The organism is Sphingomonas sp. Leaf25 (assembly GCF_001421635.1).
GTDB lineage: Bacteria > Pseudomonadota > Alphaproteobacteria > Sphingomonadales > Sphingomonadaceae > Sphingomonas.
This window is the reverse complement of the sequence record NZ_LMKU01000023.1, coordinates 114,383-131,312: the sequence shown is the minus strand read 5'-3', so window position 1 is coordinate 131,312 and position 16,930 is coordinate 114,383. Positions and strand designations below refer to the sequence as shown.

Genomic DNA, 16,930 nt, shown 5'->3' with positions numbered 1-16,930 from the left:
CCCGCGAACCTCGCCAGATACAGGAACGAGCCAGTCGCGAACCGATCGCAACAAACCCGTCGTTAGTGTAAACTTTGTAAACTTTGGCCGGGTCGTGACGGCCCCGCCATGGGCAGCCCGGCGCGCTTCGTCATTCCGGCGAAGGCTGGAATCCATACACACTGACGACGCGCCTCCTGACCGGAAGTCGTTCCGATCACCCCCAGGCCCGCCACGGGCAAAGCCCGTGTCGTCGGACGGCGCTGGCAGCGCCGCCGGCCGGCCGCGCCTTGGGCGGCTCGGCGTAGCTGCGCTACGCCTTGCCCGGCGCGCTTCGTCATTCCGGCGAAGGCCGGAATCCATACCCACTGACGACGCGGCTCCCAGCCGGAAGCCGTTCCGATCACCCCCAAGCCCGCCACGGGCAAAGCCCGTGTCGTCGGACGGCGCTCACCGCGCCGCCGGCCGGCCGCGCCTCGGGCGGCTCGGCGTAGCTGCGCTACGCCTTGCCCGGCGCGGCTACCCACGCATCGAACACCTCCCCCGACAACGGCTTGAGCAACACCGCCACCCCCATGTCCCGCGCCGCCTCCGCCAGCGTTCGGCTGGCATCCGCCGTCACCAGCGCCGCGCGCAGCCCCGGCACCCGCTCCCGAAGCTGCCCGATCAGCGTCAGCCCGTCGATCGTCCCGCCCAGATCATGGTCGACGAACGCCACCGCCACGCCGTCCACCTGGGCCAGCGCCTCGTCCGCCCCCGCCGCGATCCGCACCCCATGCCCCCGGCTGGCCGCCAGCGCCGCCATCCCGCGCCGCACCCCGGCATCGTCGTCGACGATCAGGCAGCACAGCGGCCGCACCGCCTGCGGCACCGCGCGCACCGGTGCCGTCACCACCGGCCCCTGCCCGATCGCCAGCGACACCGCGAACCGGCTGCCCCGCCCGACCCGGCTGTCGAGGTCCACCGCCGCCCCCAGCAGCGTCGCGGTCCGCGCGACGATGGCGAGGCCCAGCCCCAGCCCGGCATCCTCGGCCGTCGCCAGCCGCTCGAACTCGCGGAACACCCGGCCCCGCGCGTCCTCGGGGATACCCGGCCCGCTGTCGAACACCTCGATCCGCGCCAGCCCCCCGCGCCGCCGCACCCCGATCACCACACCCCCCCGGGCCGTATAGCGCACCGCATTGCCCAGCAGGTTCTGCACGATCGATCGCAGCAGCACCCGGTCGGTCCCGACCACCGCATCGCCCGCCCCCAGCCGCAACCGCAGTCCCTTGGCCCGCGCCTGATCGGCAAAACTGTCGACCAGTTCGGCGAGCAGGTCACGCACCGCAAACCGCGTCGCCACCGGCACGATCCCCCCGGCGTCCAGCCTGGAAATATCGAGCAGCGCGCGCAAAAGCTGGTCCGCCGCCGCGATCGACTGGTCGATCCGCGTCACCAGTGGCTGCTGGCGATCGTCCGCCCCGCGCGCCAGCGCGGCGGTGAACAGCCGCGCGGCATGCAGCGGCTGCAACAGGTCATGGCTCGCGGCGGCGAGGAACCGGGTCTTGTCGGCGGTCGCCCGCGCCAGCGCGGCATTGGCGTGCGTCAGCGCGACGGTCCGTTCGGCGACCCGCCGTTCCAGCTCGGCACGCGCCGTCTCCACCGCGCGCAACGCCTGCGCTTCGGCGGTGATGTCGGAGAAACACATCACATAGCCGCCGCCGGGCATCGGTCCGCCGACCGTTTTCAGCACCCGCCCGTCGCTGCGCACCCGTTCGAAACTGTGCCGCCGCCCGCGCCGCATATGCGCCAGCCGCCGCGCGACATGATCGTCGACCTCGCCCGGCCCGCAATCGCCGCGCAGCGCGTTGAACGCGATCGCATCGGCCACCGGCGCGCCCACCCGGATCATGCCCGCCGGAAAGCCGAACAGATCGATATAGCGCTGATTCCACGCGACGAGGTTCAGCGCGGCATCGACCACGCTGACCCCCGGATCGATATGCTCCAGCGTCGCCGCCAGCAGCCCTTGCGAGAATTGCAGGCTCTGCCCGCTGGCATCGAGCATCCGCGCGACCTCGGCCACGTCCAGCCCCTCGCCCGACAGCGCGGAGGCCACCAGCCGCCGGGCCGACGATACGCCGACCACCTGCGCCACCAGCCGTTCGGCCCGCCGTGCGGCGCGGGCATCGACATGGGTGCCCTCGCCCAGTTCGCTCGCCGCCCGCTCTTCGCCCACGAAGCGCGCGACCAGCCGGACCAGTTCGGGCAGGTCGCGCACCGGTGCCACCCGTTCGTCACGCACGATCGCCAGCCGCGGTGCCCGGCTGCGCGCCACCGTCCAATGCACCAGCGCGTTGATCGCCAGCGCGGCCAGCGCGCCCATCGTCAGCGGCCCGGCCCCGCCGACCGACGGCAGCACGACGATCGGGTGGCCGACCAGCACCGGCACGAACAGCAACAGCCCCCATGCCGCCAGCCCGCTCGCCAGCCCCGCCATCGCCGCCTTGGGATCGCGCCCGCCATGCGCCACCGCCAGCAGCAGCGCGGGGGCGAACTGCGCCATCGCGGCAAAGGCGACGATGCCGCTCGCCGCCAGCCCCTGCCCGGCAGGCGTCAGCAGCGCATAACCCAGCGCCACCGCCATCATGCCGAGGATGACGCCGCGCCGCACCCACAGCAGCACCCGCCCGACCTGCGCCGATCGCCCGAGGCGCGGATGGCGCAGCAGCAGCGGCGCGATCAGGTCGTTCGACACCATCGTCGCCAGCGCCACCGTCTCGACCACGACCATGCCCGTCGCCGCCGAAAACCCGCCGACGAACCCGAGCAGCGCCAGCCCCGGCGCGCCGCCCGACAGCGGCAGCCCGATGACCAGCAGGTCGGGCCGCACCCCCGCCGGATCGGTCAGCCCGGCCAGCGTCACCGGCACCACCAGCACCGCGAACAACGCCAGATAGCCGACGAACGGCCAGCGCGCCCGCACCGGATCGGCGGGGCTGGCGGCGGCGATCACGCTCACGTGGAACTGGCGCGGCAGGCACAGCACGGCGGCGGCGGCCAGCATCGTCACCACCGCGAAGTCGAGCGCGGCGGGCGGCTGCGCAAAACCCTGTCGCAACCGCGCGATGCCCGCCGCGCGCACGCCGGAATCGGCATTTGTCACCAGCAGCACCGCGAACAGCGCGACGGCGGCGAACGCGGCCAGCTTCACCAGCGATTCGACCGACACCGCCGCCAGCAGTGCGCCGTCCGCCCGCCCGCGCCCGTCGACCCGCGTGCCAAAGCCGATCGCGAACCCGGCCAGCACCAGCGAGGTCGCGATCATCGGCCGCGTCGCATCGGCCATCCCCGCCAGCGCGGCATAGGTCGTGCCGACCGAGCGCAACTGGAGCGCGACATAGGGAATCGTGCCGAGCAGCGCGATCAGCGTCACCAGCGCCGCCACCCCCCGGCTGCGCGAGAAGCGCGCGCCGATGAAGTCGGCGATCGAGGTCGCGCCATCGGCCTGCACCGCCGCGACCAATCGCGCGAGCAGCCGGGGCGCGAACGCAAAGACGAGGATCGGGCCCAGATAGATCGGCAGATAGGCCCAGCCATCGGCCACCGCGCTGCCGACCGCGCCATAGAAGGTCCAGCTACTGCAATAGACCGCTAGGCCCAGCGTATAGACGATCCGCCGTTCGCGCGGACCCGGTCGCCGCGCCCGCGCGGCCCACGCCACCGCGAACAACACGGCGGCATAGCCGATCGCGACCGCGAACAGCACGATCCCGTTCAAACGCTATGTCCCCTGCCGCATCGCGCCGTCTTACGTCGGAAACCGCCGCCGCGCTATCCGGGCGACGCGGCCGATCCGGCGAGCAGTCCGCCATCGAGATGCACCTCGCTGCCGGTCATATACGCCGCCTCGTCCGACGCCAGCATCGCCACGACGGCGGCGACTTCCTCGACCGTACCGAAGCGTTTGAGCGGGGTGTCGGCGACCAGCGCCGCCATCCGTCCCGCGCGGTCCGGCCCGTCGCCCAGCATCGCCTCCCACATCGGCGTCAGGATCGCGGCGGGGTGGACCGAGTTGCAGCGGATGCGCCACCCCTGCTGCGCGCAATACAGCGCCACGCTCTTGCTATGGTTGCGCACCGCCGCCTTCGACGCGGCATAGGCCGCCGCGCCGGGAATACCGACCAGTCCCGATCGTGACGAGATATTGACGATCGACCCCGCGCCCGCCGCCTTCATCGCCCCGATCGCATAGCGACAGCCAAGGAACGTTCCGTCGAGGTTGACCGCATGGACCGCGCGCCAGTCGGCAAGGCTGGCATGTTCGGGATCGTGCGGCACCATGCCCTGCTCGAACCCGGTCACGCCAGCATTGTTGACCACGACATCGGCCACCGGCACCGCTTCGGCCAGCCGCGCCCAATCGCCTTCCTCGCGCACGTCGAGCGCCACGAAGCGCACGCCAATCGCCTCGGCCACCGCCTGTCCGGCTGCGGCATCGATGTCGGTCAGCACGACCCGCGCGCCTTCGCCATGGAAGCGTTCGACGATCGCCCGGCCGATACCGCGCGCACCGCCGGTCACGACACAAATCCTGTCGGTCAGTCGCCGCATCGCCGTGCTCCGGGTTCGGACGGTCCTTGCGTGGTGGGCGCTGACGGGCTCGAACCGCCGACCCTCTCGGTGTAAACGAGATGCTCTACCAACTGAGCTAAGCGCCCCTTAGCGGGGAACCGGCGGAATACCGTGGTTTCCGCCAGTTGCAAGCCCCCTTGTTGGAGTCCGCTCCACTGACGTGGAGGCGGTGCCGGCCCACTCCCCCGCCCGGCCACCCACAGCGTATCCTGAGTGAGTGGCCGGGCGGGGGAGCGGGCCGGCACCGCAAAACGCGCGTCAGCGCGTTTCAGACAGATGCCTACGCCCAGCCCAGTCCAGCGCTCGCCACCGCCCCGGCATAGCCGTTCATCCCCGCCACCGCCCGCGCGGTCAGGACGATGAACGCGCGCCTGCGGTCGGCCGGATCGTCGCGCCGCTCGACAAGGCCGGCATCGACCAGCGTCCCGATCCAGCGCAGCGCGGTCGTCGGCGGCACCGCGGCGGCGATGCACAGGCTCGACACCGATACCTGCGTGCGCTCCAGCCATGCGGCGAACAGGTCGAGCAGCATATCCCACGCCGGATCGGCGAACAGCTCGGCCGGCAGATACTGCCCGCGCAGCCGCCGCGCGCGGATCGCGCCGCGCACCTCGGCGGCGGTCACGGTTCCCATCACCCCGGCGGGCGGCGGGGCGGCATAGTCCTTCGAGCGGTCGCGCACGCTCCCGCCGGCATCGCCCTCGCCGCGCGCCAGCCGCGCCAGCACCTCGGCGATCCGCGCGACCTCCTCGTTCAGCCGCCGCAGCCGCTCGCTGTCGGGGTCGCGGTCCTGCACGCCCCCCACCGCCGCCCGGCCCAGCGCGATCGCCGCCACCCGGTCGGACAGGCCGGCATCGCACAGCAGATCGGCCGGGCCGCCGAGCAGATGCAGCGTCACCGTGTCGATCTGCTCTGCGCCGAACGCCACGACCATTCGCGCCCGGTCGCGCACCGCCCGCTCGCGCAGGACCGGCAGGACGGTATCGAGCAGGTCGGCGCCAGCCCCGGCAGTTTCGATCAGGTGAAGGTCGGCATGGGCGATCCCATCCAGCGCCGCCGCGACGTCGTCGCCGCTGGTGATAGTCGCCACCACCTGCACCCCGCCATGCGCCGCCGCGCGCACCGCCATGTCGCCGCCCGCGCGATCGAAGGCGATAACGATCGCCCGTCGCACGTCCGTCGCCCCGCTCGAAAACCCGTCAAACCCCAGCCCCACCCGTCATTCTCCCTGGTTGAATCGCGCCGCCATGGCCGCGGATCGGGGCAAAGGCCAGCCGGCAGCGGACGGTCTATTCGATCGACTTGACGATCTCCTCGACCATCTTCTTGGCGTCGGCCAGCAGCATCATGGTATTGTCGCGGTAGAACAGCTCGTTATCGACCCCGGCATAGCCGACGCCGCCCATCGACCGCTTGATGAACAGCACCGTCTTCGCCTTTTCGACGTCGAGCACCGGCATGCCGTAGATCGGCGAGGTCTTGTCGGTCTTGGCCGCCGGATTGGTCACGTCGTTGGCGCCGATGACGAAGGCGACGTCGGTCTGCGCGAATTCGGCGTTGATGTCCTCCAGTTCGAACACATCGTCATAGGGCACATTCGCCTCGGCGAGCAGCACGTTCATATGCCCCGGCATCCGCCCCGCGACCGGATGAATCGCATATTTCACGCGGACGCCATGTTCCTTCAGCTTGTCGCCCATCTCCCTGAGGGCGTGCTGCGCCTGCGCCACCGCCATGCCATATCCGGGCACGATGATGACCTGTTCGGCCTGGCTCATCAGGAACGCGGCATCCTCGGCCGATCCCCGCTTCCACGGCCGGTCGATCGCCGCACCGCCGCCCGCGCCACCGCTGTCGGTCGCGCCGAAGCCGCCGGCAATCACGCTGATGAAGCTGCGGTTCATCGCCCGGCACATGATGTAGGAGAGGATCGCGCCCGACGATCCGACCAGCGCGCCGGTGACGATCATCGCGGTGTTGCCAAGCGTGAAGCCCATCGCCGCCGCCGCCCAGCCCGAATAGCTGTTGAGCATGCTGACGACGACCGGCATGTCCGCCCCGCCGATCGGGATGATGAGCAGGAAGCCGATCGCGAACGACGCCACCAGAATGGTCCAGAACGGCCACGCATCCTGGCCATGCGCGAATACCACGACGCATAGGAGGATTCCGACCAGCACCCCTAGGTTGATGCCATGGCGACCGGGCAGCAGGATCGGTTTGCCCCCCATGTTGCCGTTCAGTTTCAGGAACGCGATGACCGACCCGGAAAAGGTAATCGCCCCGATCGCGACGCCCAACGCCATCTCGACCTTGGCGACGGGGTTGATGACCGCGAACGGCTCGCCGATCATCGGCACGACCAGCGACGAAATGCCGAAGGCCGCCGGATTGAGATAGGCGGCGATCCCGACCAGCACGGCGGCAAGGCCCACCAGCGAGTGGAACGCGGCGACGAGCTGCGGCATGGCCGTCATCGCGATCCGCCGCGCGGTGACGAGGCCGATGACGGCGCCGAGGCCGATGGCGCCGAGAATCTCGACGACGGTGATCCAGTCGATGTCGAAACGGCCTACCGAACATTCCTCGGATATGCAGATGGCGGTGCCCGGCACGTGCGTCACCAGCGTCGTGACCACCGCGATCCCCATGCCGATCATGCCGAGGCGATTGCCCCGCCGGCTGGTGGCGGGCGACGACAGTCCGCGCAGCGCCAGGATGAAGCACACCCCCGCCACCAGATAGGCGAGCGCGACCCATGGATTGACCGGTGCAGCCTCGTGCATCCCCTCAGCCCTTCTTCTTGTACATGGCGAGCATGCGTTCGGTGACGGCGAACCCGCCGAAGATGTTGATGCTGGCCAGTACCACGCCGAGCAGCCCCAGCCATTTGGCCCCCGGCACCCCGGCGGCGGCGGCCGCCACCAGCGCGCCGACGATGATGACCGAGGAGATGGCGTTCGTCACCGCCATCAGCGGGGTGTGCAGCGCGGGCGTCACCGACCACACGACATAATAGCCGACGAAACAGGCCAGCACGAAGATCGACAGGATTGAGAGAAAGTCCATGGGTCCGTGTCCTCTGGCTCGGGTCAGGTCGACAGGCGCGGGTTCACGACCTGCCCGCCGCGCGTCAGCACGATCGCCTGGGTCACTTCGTCGTCGCTTGGCAGCACCGGGCGGCCCGCCTCCTTGTCCCAATAGGCGGCGAGGAAGTTGTAGAGGTTGCGCGCGAACAACGCCGAGGCATCGGCCGCCAGCCGGCTCGGCACGTTGCGGTGGCCGACGATGGTGACGCCGTGGCGCACCACGCTCTCCCCCGCCACGCTGCCCTCGACATTGCCACCCTGCTCGACCGCCAGATCGACGATCACGCTGCCAGCGCGCATGCTCGCGACCTGCGCGTCGGTGATGAGGCGCGGCGCGGGGCGGCCGGGGATCAGCGCGGTGGTGATGACGATGTCCTGCTTGGCGATATGGCCCGACACAAGCTCGGCCTGTGCTTCCCTGTATTCGGCGCTCATCTCGCCGGCATAGCCGCCCGCGCCCTCGCCCTCGATCCCCGCCACCTTCTCGACGAAGATCGGTTTGGCGCCGAGCGACTGAATCTGCTCGCGCGTCGCAGAGCGGACGTCGGTGGCGCTCACCTGCGCGCCGAGCCGCCGTGCGGTCGCGATCGCCTGTAGCCCGGCCACGCCCACGCCCATCACGAACACCCGCGCGGCGCTGATCGTGCCGGCGGCGGTCATCATCATCGGGAACGCGCGGCCATAGGCGGCGGCGGCGTCGAGCACCGATTTGTACCCGGCAAGGTTCGCCTGCGACGACAATATGTCCATCGACTGGGCACGGGTGATGCGCGGCATCCACTCCATCGCCAGCGCCTCGAGCCCAAGCGCGGCATAGCCGTCGACCCGCGCACGCTCCCCGATGGGATTGAGCGCGGCGACCAGCCATGCGCCCGGCTTCACCCCGCCCAGACTGTCGGGCGCCGGCCCCTGTACGCCGAGCACGACATCGGCATCGGCCAGCACCGCCGCCCGGTCGCCAAGGGTCGCGCCAGCGGTGGCATAGGCAGCGTCGTCGATCGACGCCCCGGCGCCGGCCCCCGCCTCCACGGCAAGGGTCGCGCCGAGCTGGATCAGCTTGCGGACGGTTTCGGGGGTGGCGGCAACGCGGCGTTCATCGGCGGCCTGTTCGGCAAGAACGGCGATCCGCATCTCAGGATGCGATCAGCCAGACGACCAGCGCCGCGAGCAACGCGCAGAAAACGGTCCCCCAGGTGAACCAGCGCAGAAAGCTGGTGTAGGTGCCCGGATGTGCGGGCGGTCGGCCGTTGGTCGCCATGGTCGGCTCTCCTGTGCGTCCGCTTGTCGGACGGCTCTTTGGACGCACCGTACCGTGCCCGTCGCCCGTCGCCAAGCCCTGCAGGCCATCCGCGCCATTAAGGGCGTTTTTACACGATGCCGCCTAGAACTGCCCCGGTACGGGACGATGGACAACGGGGATGGGCGATGATGCGAGGCGGACAGCGAGTGCTGATGGTCATCGACGACGAACCGGCGCAGCGCCGGCTGGTCGCCGCCATCGCCGCCAGGCGTAGCTGGCGCACGGTGTTCGCCGCCGATGCCGAGGCGGCGATCGCGATGCTCGCCACGCCCGACGGCGCGGCGCTGGACGCGGTGCTGCTCGACCATTGGTCGCCCGATGCCGATGCCGGCGCGCTGATCGGCGAGTTGCACCGCCACCGCCCCGCGCTCCCCATCCTGATGCTCACCGCCAACGGATCGGTCGCGGGCGCGGTCGCGGCGATGCGCAGCGGGGCGAGCGATTTCCTGGTCAAGCCGATCGCCGCCGAACGGCTGCTCGCCGCGCTCGACGTAGCGGCCGGCGGCGAGGCGAGCGGCGAGCTTCGCCCGCTCACCGAAAAACTCTCCGCCCCGCTGGCGTTCGACGAGATCGTCGGCTCGGCCCCGCGCTTCCGTGCCGCGCTCGCCATCGCCGCCAAGGCGGCACGCGCCCGCGTGCCGGTGCTGATCGAGGGTGAGAGCGGCGTCGGCAAGGAAGTGGTCGCCGAGGCGATCCACGCCGCCTCCCCCCGTGCGCGCAAGCCCATCGTCCGGGTCAATTGCGGCGCGATCCCCACCAACCTTGTCGAAAGCGAGCTGTTCGGTCACGAAAAGGGCGCGTTCACCGGCGCGTTCGAACGCAAGACCGGTCGGTTTCAGGAGGCGGACGGCGGCACGCTGTTCCTCGACGAAGTCGGCGAAATGCCGTTCGAGGCGCAGGTGAAGCTGCTGCGCGTGCTGCAATCGGGCGAGGTCCATGCGGTCGGCGCGCGCCATCCGCGCGAGGTCGACGTGCGGGTCATCGCCGCGACCAACAAGACGCTCAGCGTCGAGGTGGAGGCCGGGCGCTTCCGCGAAGACCTGTATTACCGGCTGAACGTGGTGCAGGTGACGATCCCGCCGCTTCGCGACCGCAGCGGCGACATTCCGGCGCTCGCCCGCCACCTGATGGCGCGGATCGCGCAACAGCCGGGGTTGCGCCAACTGGGCATCACCGACGATGCCATCGCGCTGCTGTCGACCTATGCGTGGCCGGGCAACGTCCGCCAGCTACAGAATGCGCTGTTCCGCGCGGCGGTGCTGTGCGACGGCGATGCGCTGACCCGTGCCGATTTCCCGCAGATCGCACAGATCGCCGACGGCGGCGAGGCACGGCCCGCCACCGCCCCGCCGCGCCACGGCGATGCCGGCGGCGTCACGCTGTTCCGCCCCGACGGCAATCTGCGCGCGCTGGACGAGATCGAGGCCGACGTCATCCGCCTCGCCATCGGCCATTATCGCGGCCGCATGACCGAAGTCGCCCGCCGCCTCGGCATCGGCCGCTCCACCCTCTATCGCAAGCTGGGCGAACTCGGCATCGACCAGAACGCCGCCTGAAGCCCTCTCCCCTTCAGGGGAGAGGGTTGGGAGAGGGGCAGTGCGCTACGCCTCCCGCCACTCCCCCGACTCCAACCCGTCCAACGACCACTCCCCCACCCGCCAGCGCACCAGCCGCAGCGTGGGCAACCCGACCGCAGCCGTCATCCGCCGCACCTGCCGGTTGCGCCCCTCGCGGATCGTGATCGACAGCCAGTGATCGGGCACCGACTTGCGGAACCGCACCGGCGGCACCCGCTCCCACAACACCGGCGGATCGATCGCGGAAACCTCTGCGGCAAGGGTCGGCCCGTCGTTCAGCACCACCCCCTGCCGCAACCGCGCCATCGCCGCCTCGTCGACCGCGCCTTCCACCTGCACGAAGTAGGTCTTGGCCAGCTTGAAGCGGGGATCGGCGATCCGCGCCTGCAACCGGCCGTCATCGGTCAGCAGCAGCAACCCCTCGCTGTCGCGGTCGAGCCGTCCGGCGGGATAGACGCCGGGCAGCGCGATATGATCGCTCAGCGTCGCGCGCGCGGTCGGACTGCCGCGATCGGTGAACTGCGACAGGACGCCATAGGGTTTGTTAAACAGGATCAGCCGGGCCATGCCGCCCGTCTGGCGCAACGCCCCGCCGCTTGTCGAGGGGCGCGCCGCCCGGTCGCCGCATCCTCTGGCGACCGGCTTTCCAAGAAAATACTTCACCCCGCCGGGAAGCCGTTTTGAAGGGCCACGAATAGGTGATAATAATCATACCTTGAACTCCAGCCCGATGCCAGTCATCGGAAGAGAGGCAAGACAATGTTGATAGCAATCAGCACATTGGCACTATTGGCGGCGGCCACCATCTATTCGGTTCTCCATACCGCCGGACAGATCGAACACATCGAAACGAAGGATACCCTGCCGCTACCGTGAGTCGCGGCGGCGGATCGTTCCGTCGATCCGGTTGCGTCGGGTCATGGCCTTCCCCCTCAACCCGACGCGGCTGCCAAGGATCGATACATGCTTTCGGTGTTAGCTGCTCGACGGGCAACGGGTTCAGGATGGGCAGAATTCAGCCACAGATTTTTCTGTTGTCCATCCTTGCCGGTTGCTCGTCCTTGCCTGGCGACGCAACATCCGACCGGATCGATGCTGCGCAACGTGCTTCAAAATTTGGATCAACTGCCGATTGGAAAATTTCCGACGCAAACTGGTCGAAGAATACCAGAACCATGCGGGATCGTGCGTATCGATTCTGCATCGAACGATACGAAGCAAACATCATATGCTTCGATGAGCAGGACTATTCCCTGATAGCGGCCAATCACTCGGAGACGAACGCGCGCCGCGCCATTGTCAAAGAATCCGGCTACCTTCCCTTTGACAGCATTCGGTCCCGTCCAGAAGCGTTTGACGAAGCCCGCCGGTATTGCTTCTCAATCTATCAGGATGCAGGTGCAGCGGACGCACGAATGCTGGGTCCCTGCCTTTCAAATGCAACCGGCAGCGATTTTTTCAGCATCATACCGGTTTCATAGGCGATCGACGCAAGCGACAGAAATCGCCCCAGTTTTCGCGAGAACGACCATCCGCAACATCGTCATCCTCACCGGCGCGGGCATCTCCGCCGAATCGGGCATCGCCACATTTCGCGGCCCCGGCGGCCTATGGGAAGGACACCGCGTCGAGGACGTCTGCACCCCGCAAGCGCTCCGCGCCGATCCCGATCTCGTCCACCGCTTCTACGACCTGCGCCGCGCCGCACTTGGCGGCGTGAGCCCCAACCCGGCGCACGACGCGCTCGCCCGGCTCGATGCCGCATGGCCGGGCGAGCTGCTGATCGTCACCCAAAATGTCGACGACCTGCACGAACGCGCGGGCGCGAAGCGGCTGCTCCACATGCACGGCGAGTTGAAGTCGCAACTGTGCGCGCGCTGCGGCGACCGGCGGCCGCGCGATGGCGATCTGCCACCCGGCAGCGAATGTCCGGCGTGCGGTGCGCCGCGGCTGCGCCCCGACATCGTGTTCTTCGGCGAGATGCCGTACCAGATGGACCGGATCGAGGACGCGATCGCGGTGTGCGACCTGTTCGTCTCGATCGGCACGTCGGGCGCGGTCTATCCCGCCGCCGGCTTCGTCGAGCTTGCCAACCATGTCGGCGCGGCGACGCTGGAGCTGAACCTCGATCGCTCGGCCGGATCCGACCGGTTCGATGAAAGCCGCCTCGGCCCGGCCGGCGTGCTGGTGCCGGCGTGGGTCGACGAACTCCTCAGCGGTCACTCCACCCAGTCGAGCCCGATGTCGCGGTAAAGCATCCGGTCCTCTTCCCAATTGGGCTTCACCTTGACGTGGAGATAGAGGTGGACGCGCACGCCGAGCAGCTCCTGCAACTCCTTGCGCGCGGTCGCGCCGATTTCCTTGATCCGCTGCCCGCCCTTGCCCAGCACGATCGCGCGCTGCGTCTCGCGCGCGACATAGATCTGCTGGTGGATCTCGACCGATCCGTCCTCGCGCTCCAGATAGCGTTCGGTGTCGATCGCGCTGGCGTAGGGCAGTTCCTCGTGCAGCTGGTGATACAATTGTTCGCGCGTCACCTCGGCCGCCAGCATCCGGTCGGTGGCGTCGCTCACCTGATCCTCGGGGAAATGCCACGGCCCCTCGGGCATCCGCTTCGCCAGCGCCGCCTTCATTTCGGGGAGGCCGTCGCCGGTCGTCGCGCTGACGAAGAACGTCTCCTCGAACGCCGCCATCTCGTGCAGCCGCGCGGCATGGTCGAGCAGGCGCGGCTTGTCGGCGATGTCGACCTTGTTGAGGATCAGCAGCTTCGGCTCCTTGCGATCCGCCAGCGGCTCGACGATCGCGCGGACCTTGGGGCCGATGCCGCCCCGGCCGTCGACGACCACCGCGACCGCATCCGCGCCGTGGGTTCCTTCCCACGCCGCCGACACCATCGCCCGGTCGAGCCGGCGCTTCGGTTCGAAGATGCCCGGCGTGTCGACCAGCAGCAACTGCGTGGTGCCCTCGATCGCGATGCCCATCAGCCGGGTGCGGGTCGTCTGCGCCTTGGGGCTGGTGATCGCCACCTTCTGCCCGACCAGCGCATTGACCAGCGTCGACTTGCCGGCATTGGGGGCGCCGAGAACCGCGACGAGGCCGCACGACTGGGAAACAGGATTCAAGGGCAAGGACTCGCTTCGTTGAACGGGGGAAAGCCGGTCCCATACCCCGCCCGCCCGCCGGACGCAAAGCGCGCTCGGTCCGACTTGGCGCTTGATCGCCGGGGAAAGCATGGCTATCCATTAGTCAGACAAGTAAAACAGGAGAGGGGAGCTTCATGCCCAAGGCCCGACCGACACTGGCGCGCAGCCTGCGCCGCCATGCCCGCCACTGGCTCGTGGGCACCGCCTGCGCGCTGATCGCGACGACCGCCTCGGCACAGACCGCCGCCCCCACCCCGCAGCCGGGCGAGCCGGCCAAGGTCACGATCCGTGGCGATCAGGGCGGCCCGACCTACGACAAGCGCATCTTCACCCAGTTCGCCGAGCATCTCGGCAACGGCATCTATGGCGGACTGTGGGTCGGCAACGACCGCACCATCCCCAACACGCGCGGCTTCCGCAACGACGTGGTGGCCGCGCTCAAGCGCCTCGGCGTGCCGGTCATCCGCTGGCCCGGCGGCTGTTTCGCCGACGAATATCACTGGCGCGAAGGGATCGGCCCGAAGGCCAAGCGCCCGGTCAAGATCAACACCCATTGGGGCGGCGTGACCGAGGACAATGCGGTCGGCACGCACGAGTTCATGGACCTGACCGAACAGGTCGGGGCCGAGGCCTATATCTCGGGCAACGTCGGCAACGGCTCCCCGCGCGAAATGGCCGAGTGGGTCGAATATATGACGCAGGAGGCCGGCACGCTTGCCGACGAGCGCGCGAAGAACGGCCGCAAGCAGCCGTGGAAAGTGCCCTATTTCGGCATCGGCAACGAGCTGTGGGGCTGCGGCGGCAACATGCGCCCCGAATATGCGGCGGACGAGACGCGCCGCTTCGCCACCTTCATCAAGTCCCCACGTGGCAGCCGCATCCTCAAGATCGCCTCGGGTGCCAACGTCGACGACTATAACTGGACCGAAGTGATGATGCGGCAGGCGATCGGCCAGATCGATGCCGTCTCGCTCCATTACTATACCGTCCCCGGTGGCTGGGCGCCCAAGGCCTCGCCGACCGAATTCGGCGAGGCGGGCTGGGCCGAGACGCTGAGCCTGACCTACAAGATGGACGAGCTCATCACCAAGCATTCGGCGATCATGGACAAATATGATCCGCAGAAGCGCGTGTGGCTGGCGGTCGACGAATGGGGGACGTGGTACGGGCAGGACCCGGGCACGCATCCGGGCTTCCTGCGCCAGCAGAATACGATGCGCGACGCCCTGGTCGCCGCGATCAACCTCGACATCTTCGCCAAGCACGCCGACCGGGTAAAGATGACCGCCATCGCCCAGATGGTGAACGTGCTCCAGGCGATGATCCTGACCGACGGGCCGAAGATGGTCCTGACGCCGACCTATCATGTGTTCGAGATGTACAAGCCGTTCATCGACGGCACGGTGCTGCCGATCACGGTCGCCAGCCCCTATTATTCGCGCGACCAGTGGTCGATCCCGGCGGTGTCGGCCTCGGCGGTACGCGGCAAGGACGGGGTGATCCATGTCGCGATGTCGAACGCCGATCCCAACCGGCCGACCACGGTGCAGGCGGCGCTGACCGGCATCGCCGGCACCAATGTCACCGGCCGGGTGCTGACCGCGCCGACGATCACCGCGCACAACAGCTTCGACGCGCCGAACGTGGTGACGCCGGCCGCCTTCACCGGCGCGCAGGTGCAGAACGGCACGCTCACCGTCACGCTGCCGGCCAGATCGGTGGTGATGCTCGACCTGCGCTGATCGGGCGTCATCGCGATGGCGACGCCGTCGACCCACAGCGGGTCGGCGGCGTCGTTCGTTTCGGGGGTTGGCGTGGCCGCCGCCACGGCCTAGCCTTTGGCAATGGCCACCAAACCTCCCCTGCCCGGCGCCGCGCCGGACCGCGCCGCCCGGCTGAAAGCCATCATCGGCGGATCGACCGGCAATCTGGTCGAATGGTTCGACTGGTATGTCTATGCCGCGTTCGCGCTGTATTTCGCGCCGCACTTCTTTCCCGACGGCGATCGTACCGCGCAGTTGCTGAGCACCGCCGCCGTCTTCGCGGTCGGCTTCGTCATGCGGCCGATCGGCGCGTGGATCATGGGCATCTATGCCGATCGCCACGGCCGCAAATCGGGGCTGTCGGTGTCGGTCACGCTGATGTGCGCCGGATCGCTCATCATCGCGCTGACCCCGGGGTACGAGACGATCGGCGTCGCCGCCCCGGTGCTGCTGGTGATCGCGCGATTGATGCAGGGGTTGTCGGTCGGCGGCGAATATGGCGCCAGCGCCACCTATCTCTCCGAAATGGCGGGCAAGGACCGGCGCGGGTTCTTCTCGTCGTTCCAGTATGTCACGCTGATCTCGGGCCAGTTGCTCGCCATCCTCGTCCTGCTGATCCTACAATCGACGCTGTCGGAAGGCGCGCTCGACGCATGGGGCTGGCGCATTCCGTTCGGCATCGGCGCGGTGCTGGCGGTGGTGGTGTTCTATATCCGGCGGGGTCTGGCGGAGAGCCACAGCTTCACCGCCGCCAAGGCGGCGGGCGCGCCCAAATCGGGCTTCTGGCTGCTGGTGACGCAGCATCCGAAGGAAACGGCGGTGGTGATGCTGCTGACCGCCGGCGGCACGCTCGCCTTCTATGCCTATTCGATCTACATGCAGAAGTTCCTCGTCAACACCTCGGGCTTCAGCCGCGAGGTCGCGAGCCAGATCAACGCCGTCACGCTGTTCGTCTTCATGCTGCTGCAACCGGTGGCGGGGGCGCTGAGCGACCGGATCGGGCGCAAGCCGCTGATGATCGCGTTCGGGGTGGCGGGCGTGCTGTTCACCTATCCGATCTTCTCGACGCTGGAGCACACGCGCGATCCGGTGATTGCCGGGTTGCTGGTGATGGCGGCGCTCGTCATCGTGACTGGCTATACCTCGATCAACGCGGTGGTGAAGGCGGAGCTGTTCCCGGCCCATATCCGCGCGCTGGGCGTGGCGCTGCCCTATGCGCTGGCCAACACCATCTTCGGCGGCACCGCCGAATATGTCGCGCTGCGCTTCAAGGACGCGAAGTTCGAACAGGGCTTCTACTGGTATGTGACGGCGATGATCGCGATCTCGCTGATCGTGTACCTGCGGATGCGCGACACGCGGACCAACAGCCAGATCATGGAAGACTGATCGGCGCAGAGGGACCATTCTCGACCCCCCATCGTCATTCCCGCGCAGGCGGGAATGACGATGGGTGCTTGCA

14 protein-coding genes and 1 tRNA gene are annotated in these 16,930 nt (G+C 68.8%); 5 read left to right on the top strand and 10 right to left on the bottom strand.

Annotation, left to right across the window (positions count from 1 at the left end; translation table 11 throughout):
• Positions 1–478 precede the first annotated feature (478 nt).
• From ASE78_RS19765 to ASE78_RS18265, 8 genes are all read right to left on the bottom strand, one after another.
• Positions 479–3,742: a PAS domain-containing hybrid sensor histidine kinase/response regulator gene (locus tag ASE78_RS19765; protein ID WP_268795704.1), complete on the bottom strand. Its 3,264-nt coding sequence runs from the start codon at positions 3,740–3,742 to the stop codon at positions 479–481.
• A gap of 53 nt (positions 3,743–3,795) precedes the next feature.
• Entirely contained in the window at positions 3,796–4,575 is a 780-nt protein-coding gene (locus ASE78_RS08480) for an SDR family oxidoreductase (RefSeq protein ID WP_056495717.1), read from the bottom strand.
• A 31-nt stretch (positions 4,576–4,606) separates the two neighbouring features.
• Positions 4,607–4,682: transfer RNA gene (locus tag ASE78_RS08475), tRNA-Val, on the bottom strand.
• A gap of 194 nt (positions 4,683–4,876) precedes the next feature.
• Complete coding sequence (locus ASE78_RS08470) at positions 4,877–5,812, bottom strand: winged helix DNA-binding protein (RefSeq protein WP_056495716.1); 936 nt, start codon at positions 5,810–5,812, stop codon at positions 4,877–4,879.
• 73 nt (positions 5,813–5,885) lie between these two features.
• Entirely contained in the window at positions 5,886–7,382 is a 1,497-nt protein-coding gene (locus ASE78_RS08465) for an NAD(P)(+) transhydrogenase (Re/Si-specific) subunit beta (protein WP_056495714.1), read from the bottom strand.
• 4 nt (positions 7,383–7,386) lie between these two features.
• Complete coding sequence (locus tag ASE78_RS08460) at positions 7,387–7,665, bottom strand: proton-translocating transhydrogenase family protein (RefSeq protein ID WP_055761122.1); 279 nt, start codon at positions 7,663–7,665, stop codon at positions 7,387–7,389.
• A gap of 23 nt (positions 7,666–7,688) precedes the next feature.
• Positions 7,689–8,816, bottom strand: a complete 1,128-nt coding sequence (locus ASE78_RS08455; protein WP_056495712.1) for a Re/Si-specific NAD(P)(+) transhydrogenase subunit alpha — start codon at positions 8,814–8,816, stop codon at positions 7,689–7,691.
• Between the two features lies 1 nt (position 8,817).
• Positions 8,818–8,943: an aa3-type cytochrome c oxidase subunit IV gene (locus ASE78_RS18265; RefSeq protein ID WP_082448469.1), complete on the bottom strand. Its 126-nt coding sequence runs from the start codon at positions 8,941–8,943 to the stop codon at positions 8,818–8,820.
• Positions 8,944–9,110: 167 nt separating this feature from the next.
• Here ASE78_RS18265 and ASE78_RS08450 point away from each other — a divergent pair, with 167 nt between their 5' ends.
• Entirely contained in the window at positions 9,111–10,541 is a 1,431-nt protein-coding gene (locus tag ASE78_RS08450; RefSeq protein WP_055761127.1) for a sigma-54-dependent transcriptional regulator, read from the top strand.
• 45 nt (positions 10,542–10,586) lie between these two features.
• Here ASE78_RS08450 and ASE78_RS08445 read toward each other — a convergent pair whose 3' ends face one another.
• On the bottom strand, positions 10,587–11,129 hold the full coding sequence (locus ASE78_RS08445; protein ID WP_056495710.1) for a pseudouridine synthase: 543 nt from the start codon (positions 11,127–11,129) through the stop codon (positions 10,587–10,589).
• A gap of 467 nt (positions 11,130–11,596) precedes the next feature.
• On the opposite strand from ASE78_RS08445, the gene ASE78_RS18650 reads away from it, so the two are divergent.
• Positions 11,597–12,043, top strand: coding sequence for a hypothetical protein (locus tag ASE78_RS18650; protein WP_156349207.1), 447 nt, complete (start codon positions 11,597–11,599; stop codon positions 12,041–12,043).
• Entirely contained in the window at positions 12,000–12,815 is an 816-nt protein-coding gene (locus ASE78_RS08440) for an NAD-dependent deacylase (RefSeq protein ID WP_082467087.1), read from the top strand. Before ASE78_RS18650 ends, ASE78_RS08440 begins: the two co-directional genes overlap by 44 nt.
• Here ASE78_RS08440 and era read toward each other — a convergent pair.
• Positions 12,782–13,684 carry a GTPase Era gene (era, locus tag ASE78_RS08435; RefSeq protein WP_414886841.1) on the bottom strand — a complete coding sequence of 301 codons (903 nt, stop codon included), beginning with the start codon at positions 13,682–13,684 and terminating at the stop codon, positions 12,782–12,784. The genes ASE78_RS08440 and era overlap by 34 nt on opposite strands.
• A gap of 176 nt (positions 13,685–13,860) precedes the next feature.
• Here era and ASE78_RS08430 point away from each other — a divergent pair, with 176 nt between their 5' ends.
• Both ASE78_RS08430 and ASE78_RS08425 read left to right on the top strand, forming a co-directional pair.
• The gene (locus ASE78_RS08430; protein ID WP_056496392.1) at positions 13,861–15,447 is read left to right on the top strand and encodes an alpha-N-arabinofuranosidase; all 1,587 of its coding nucleotides are present in this window, start codon (positions 13,861–13,863) and stop codon (positions 15,445–15,447) included.
• A gap of 102 nt (positions 15,448–15,549) precedes the next feature.
• Positions 15,550–16,857 carry an MFS transporter gene (locus ASE78_RS08425; RefSeq protein WP_056495705.1) on the top strand — a complete coding sequence of 436 codons (1,308 nt, stop codon included), beginning with the start codon at positions 15,550–15,552 and terminating at the stop codon, positions 16,855–16,857.
• The last annotated feature ends 73 nt before the right edge of the window (positions 16,858–16,930 follow it).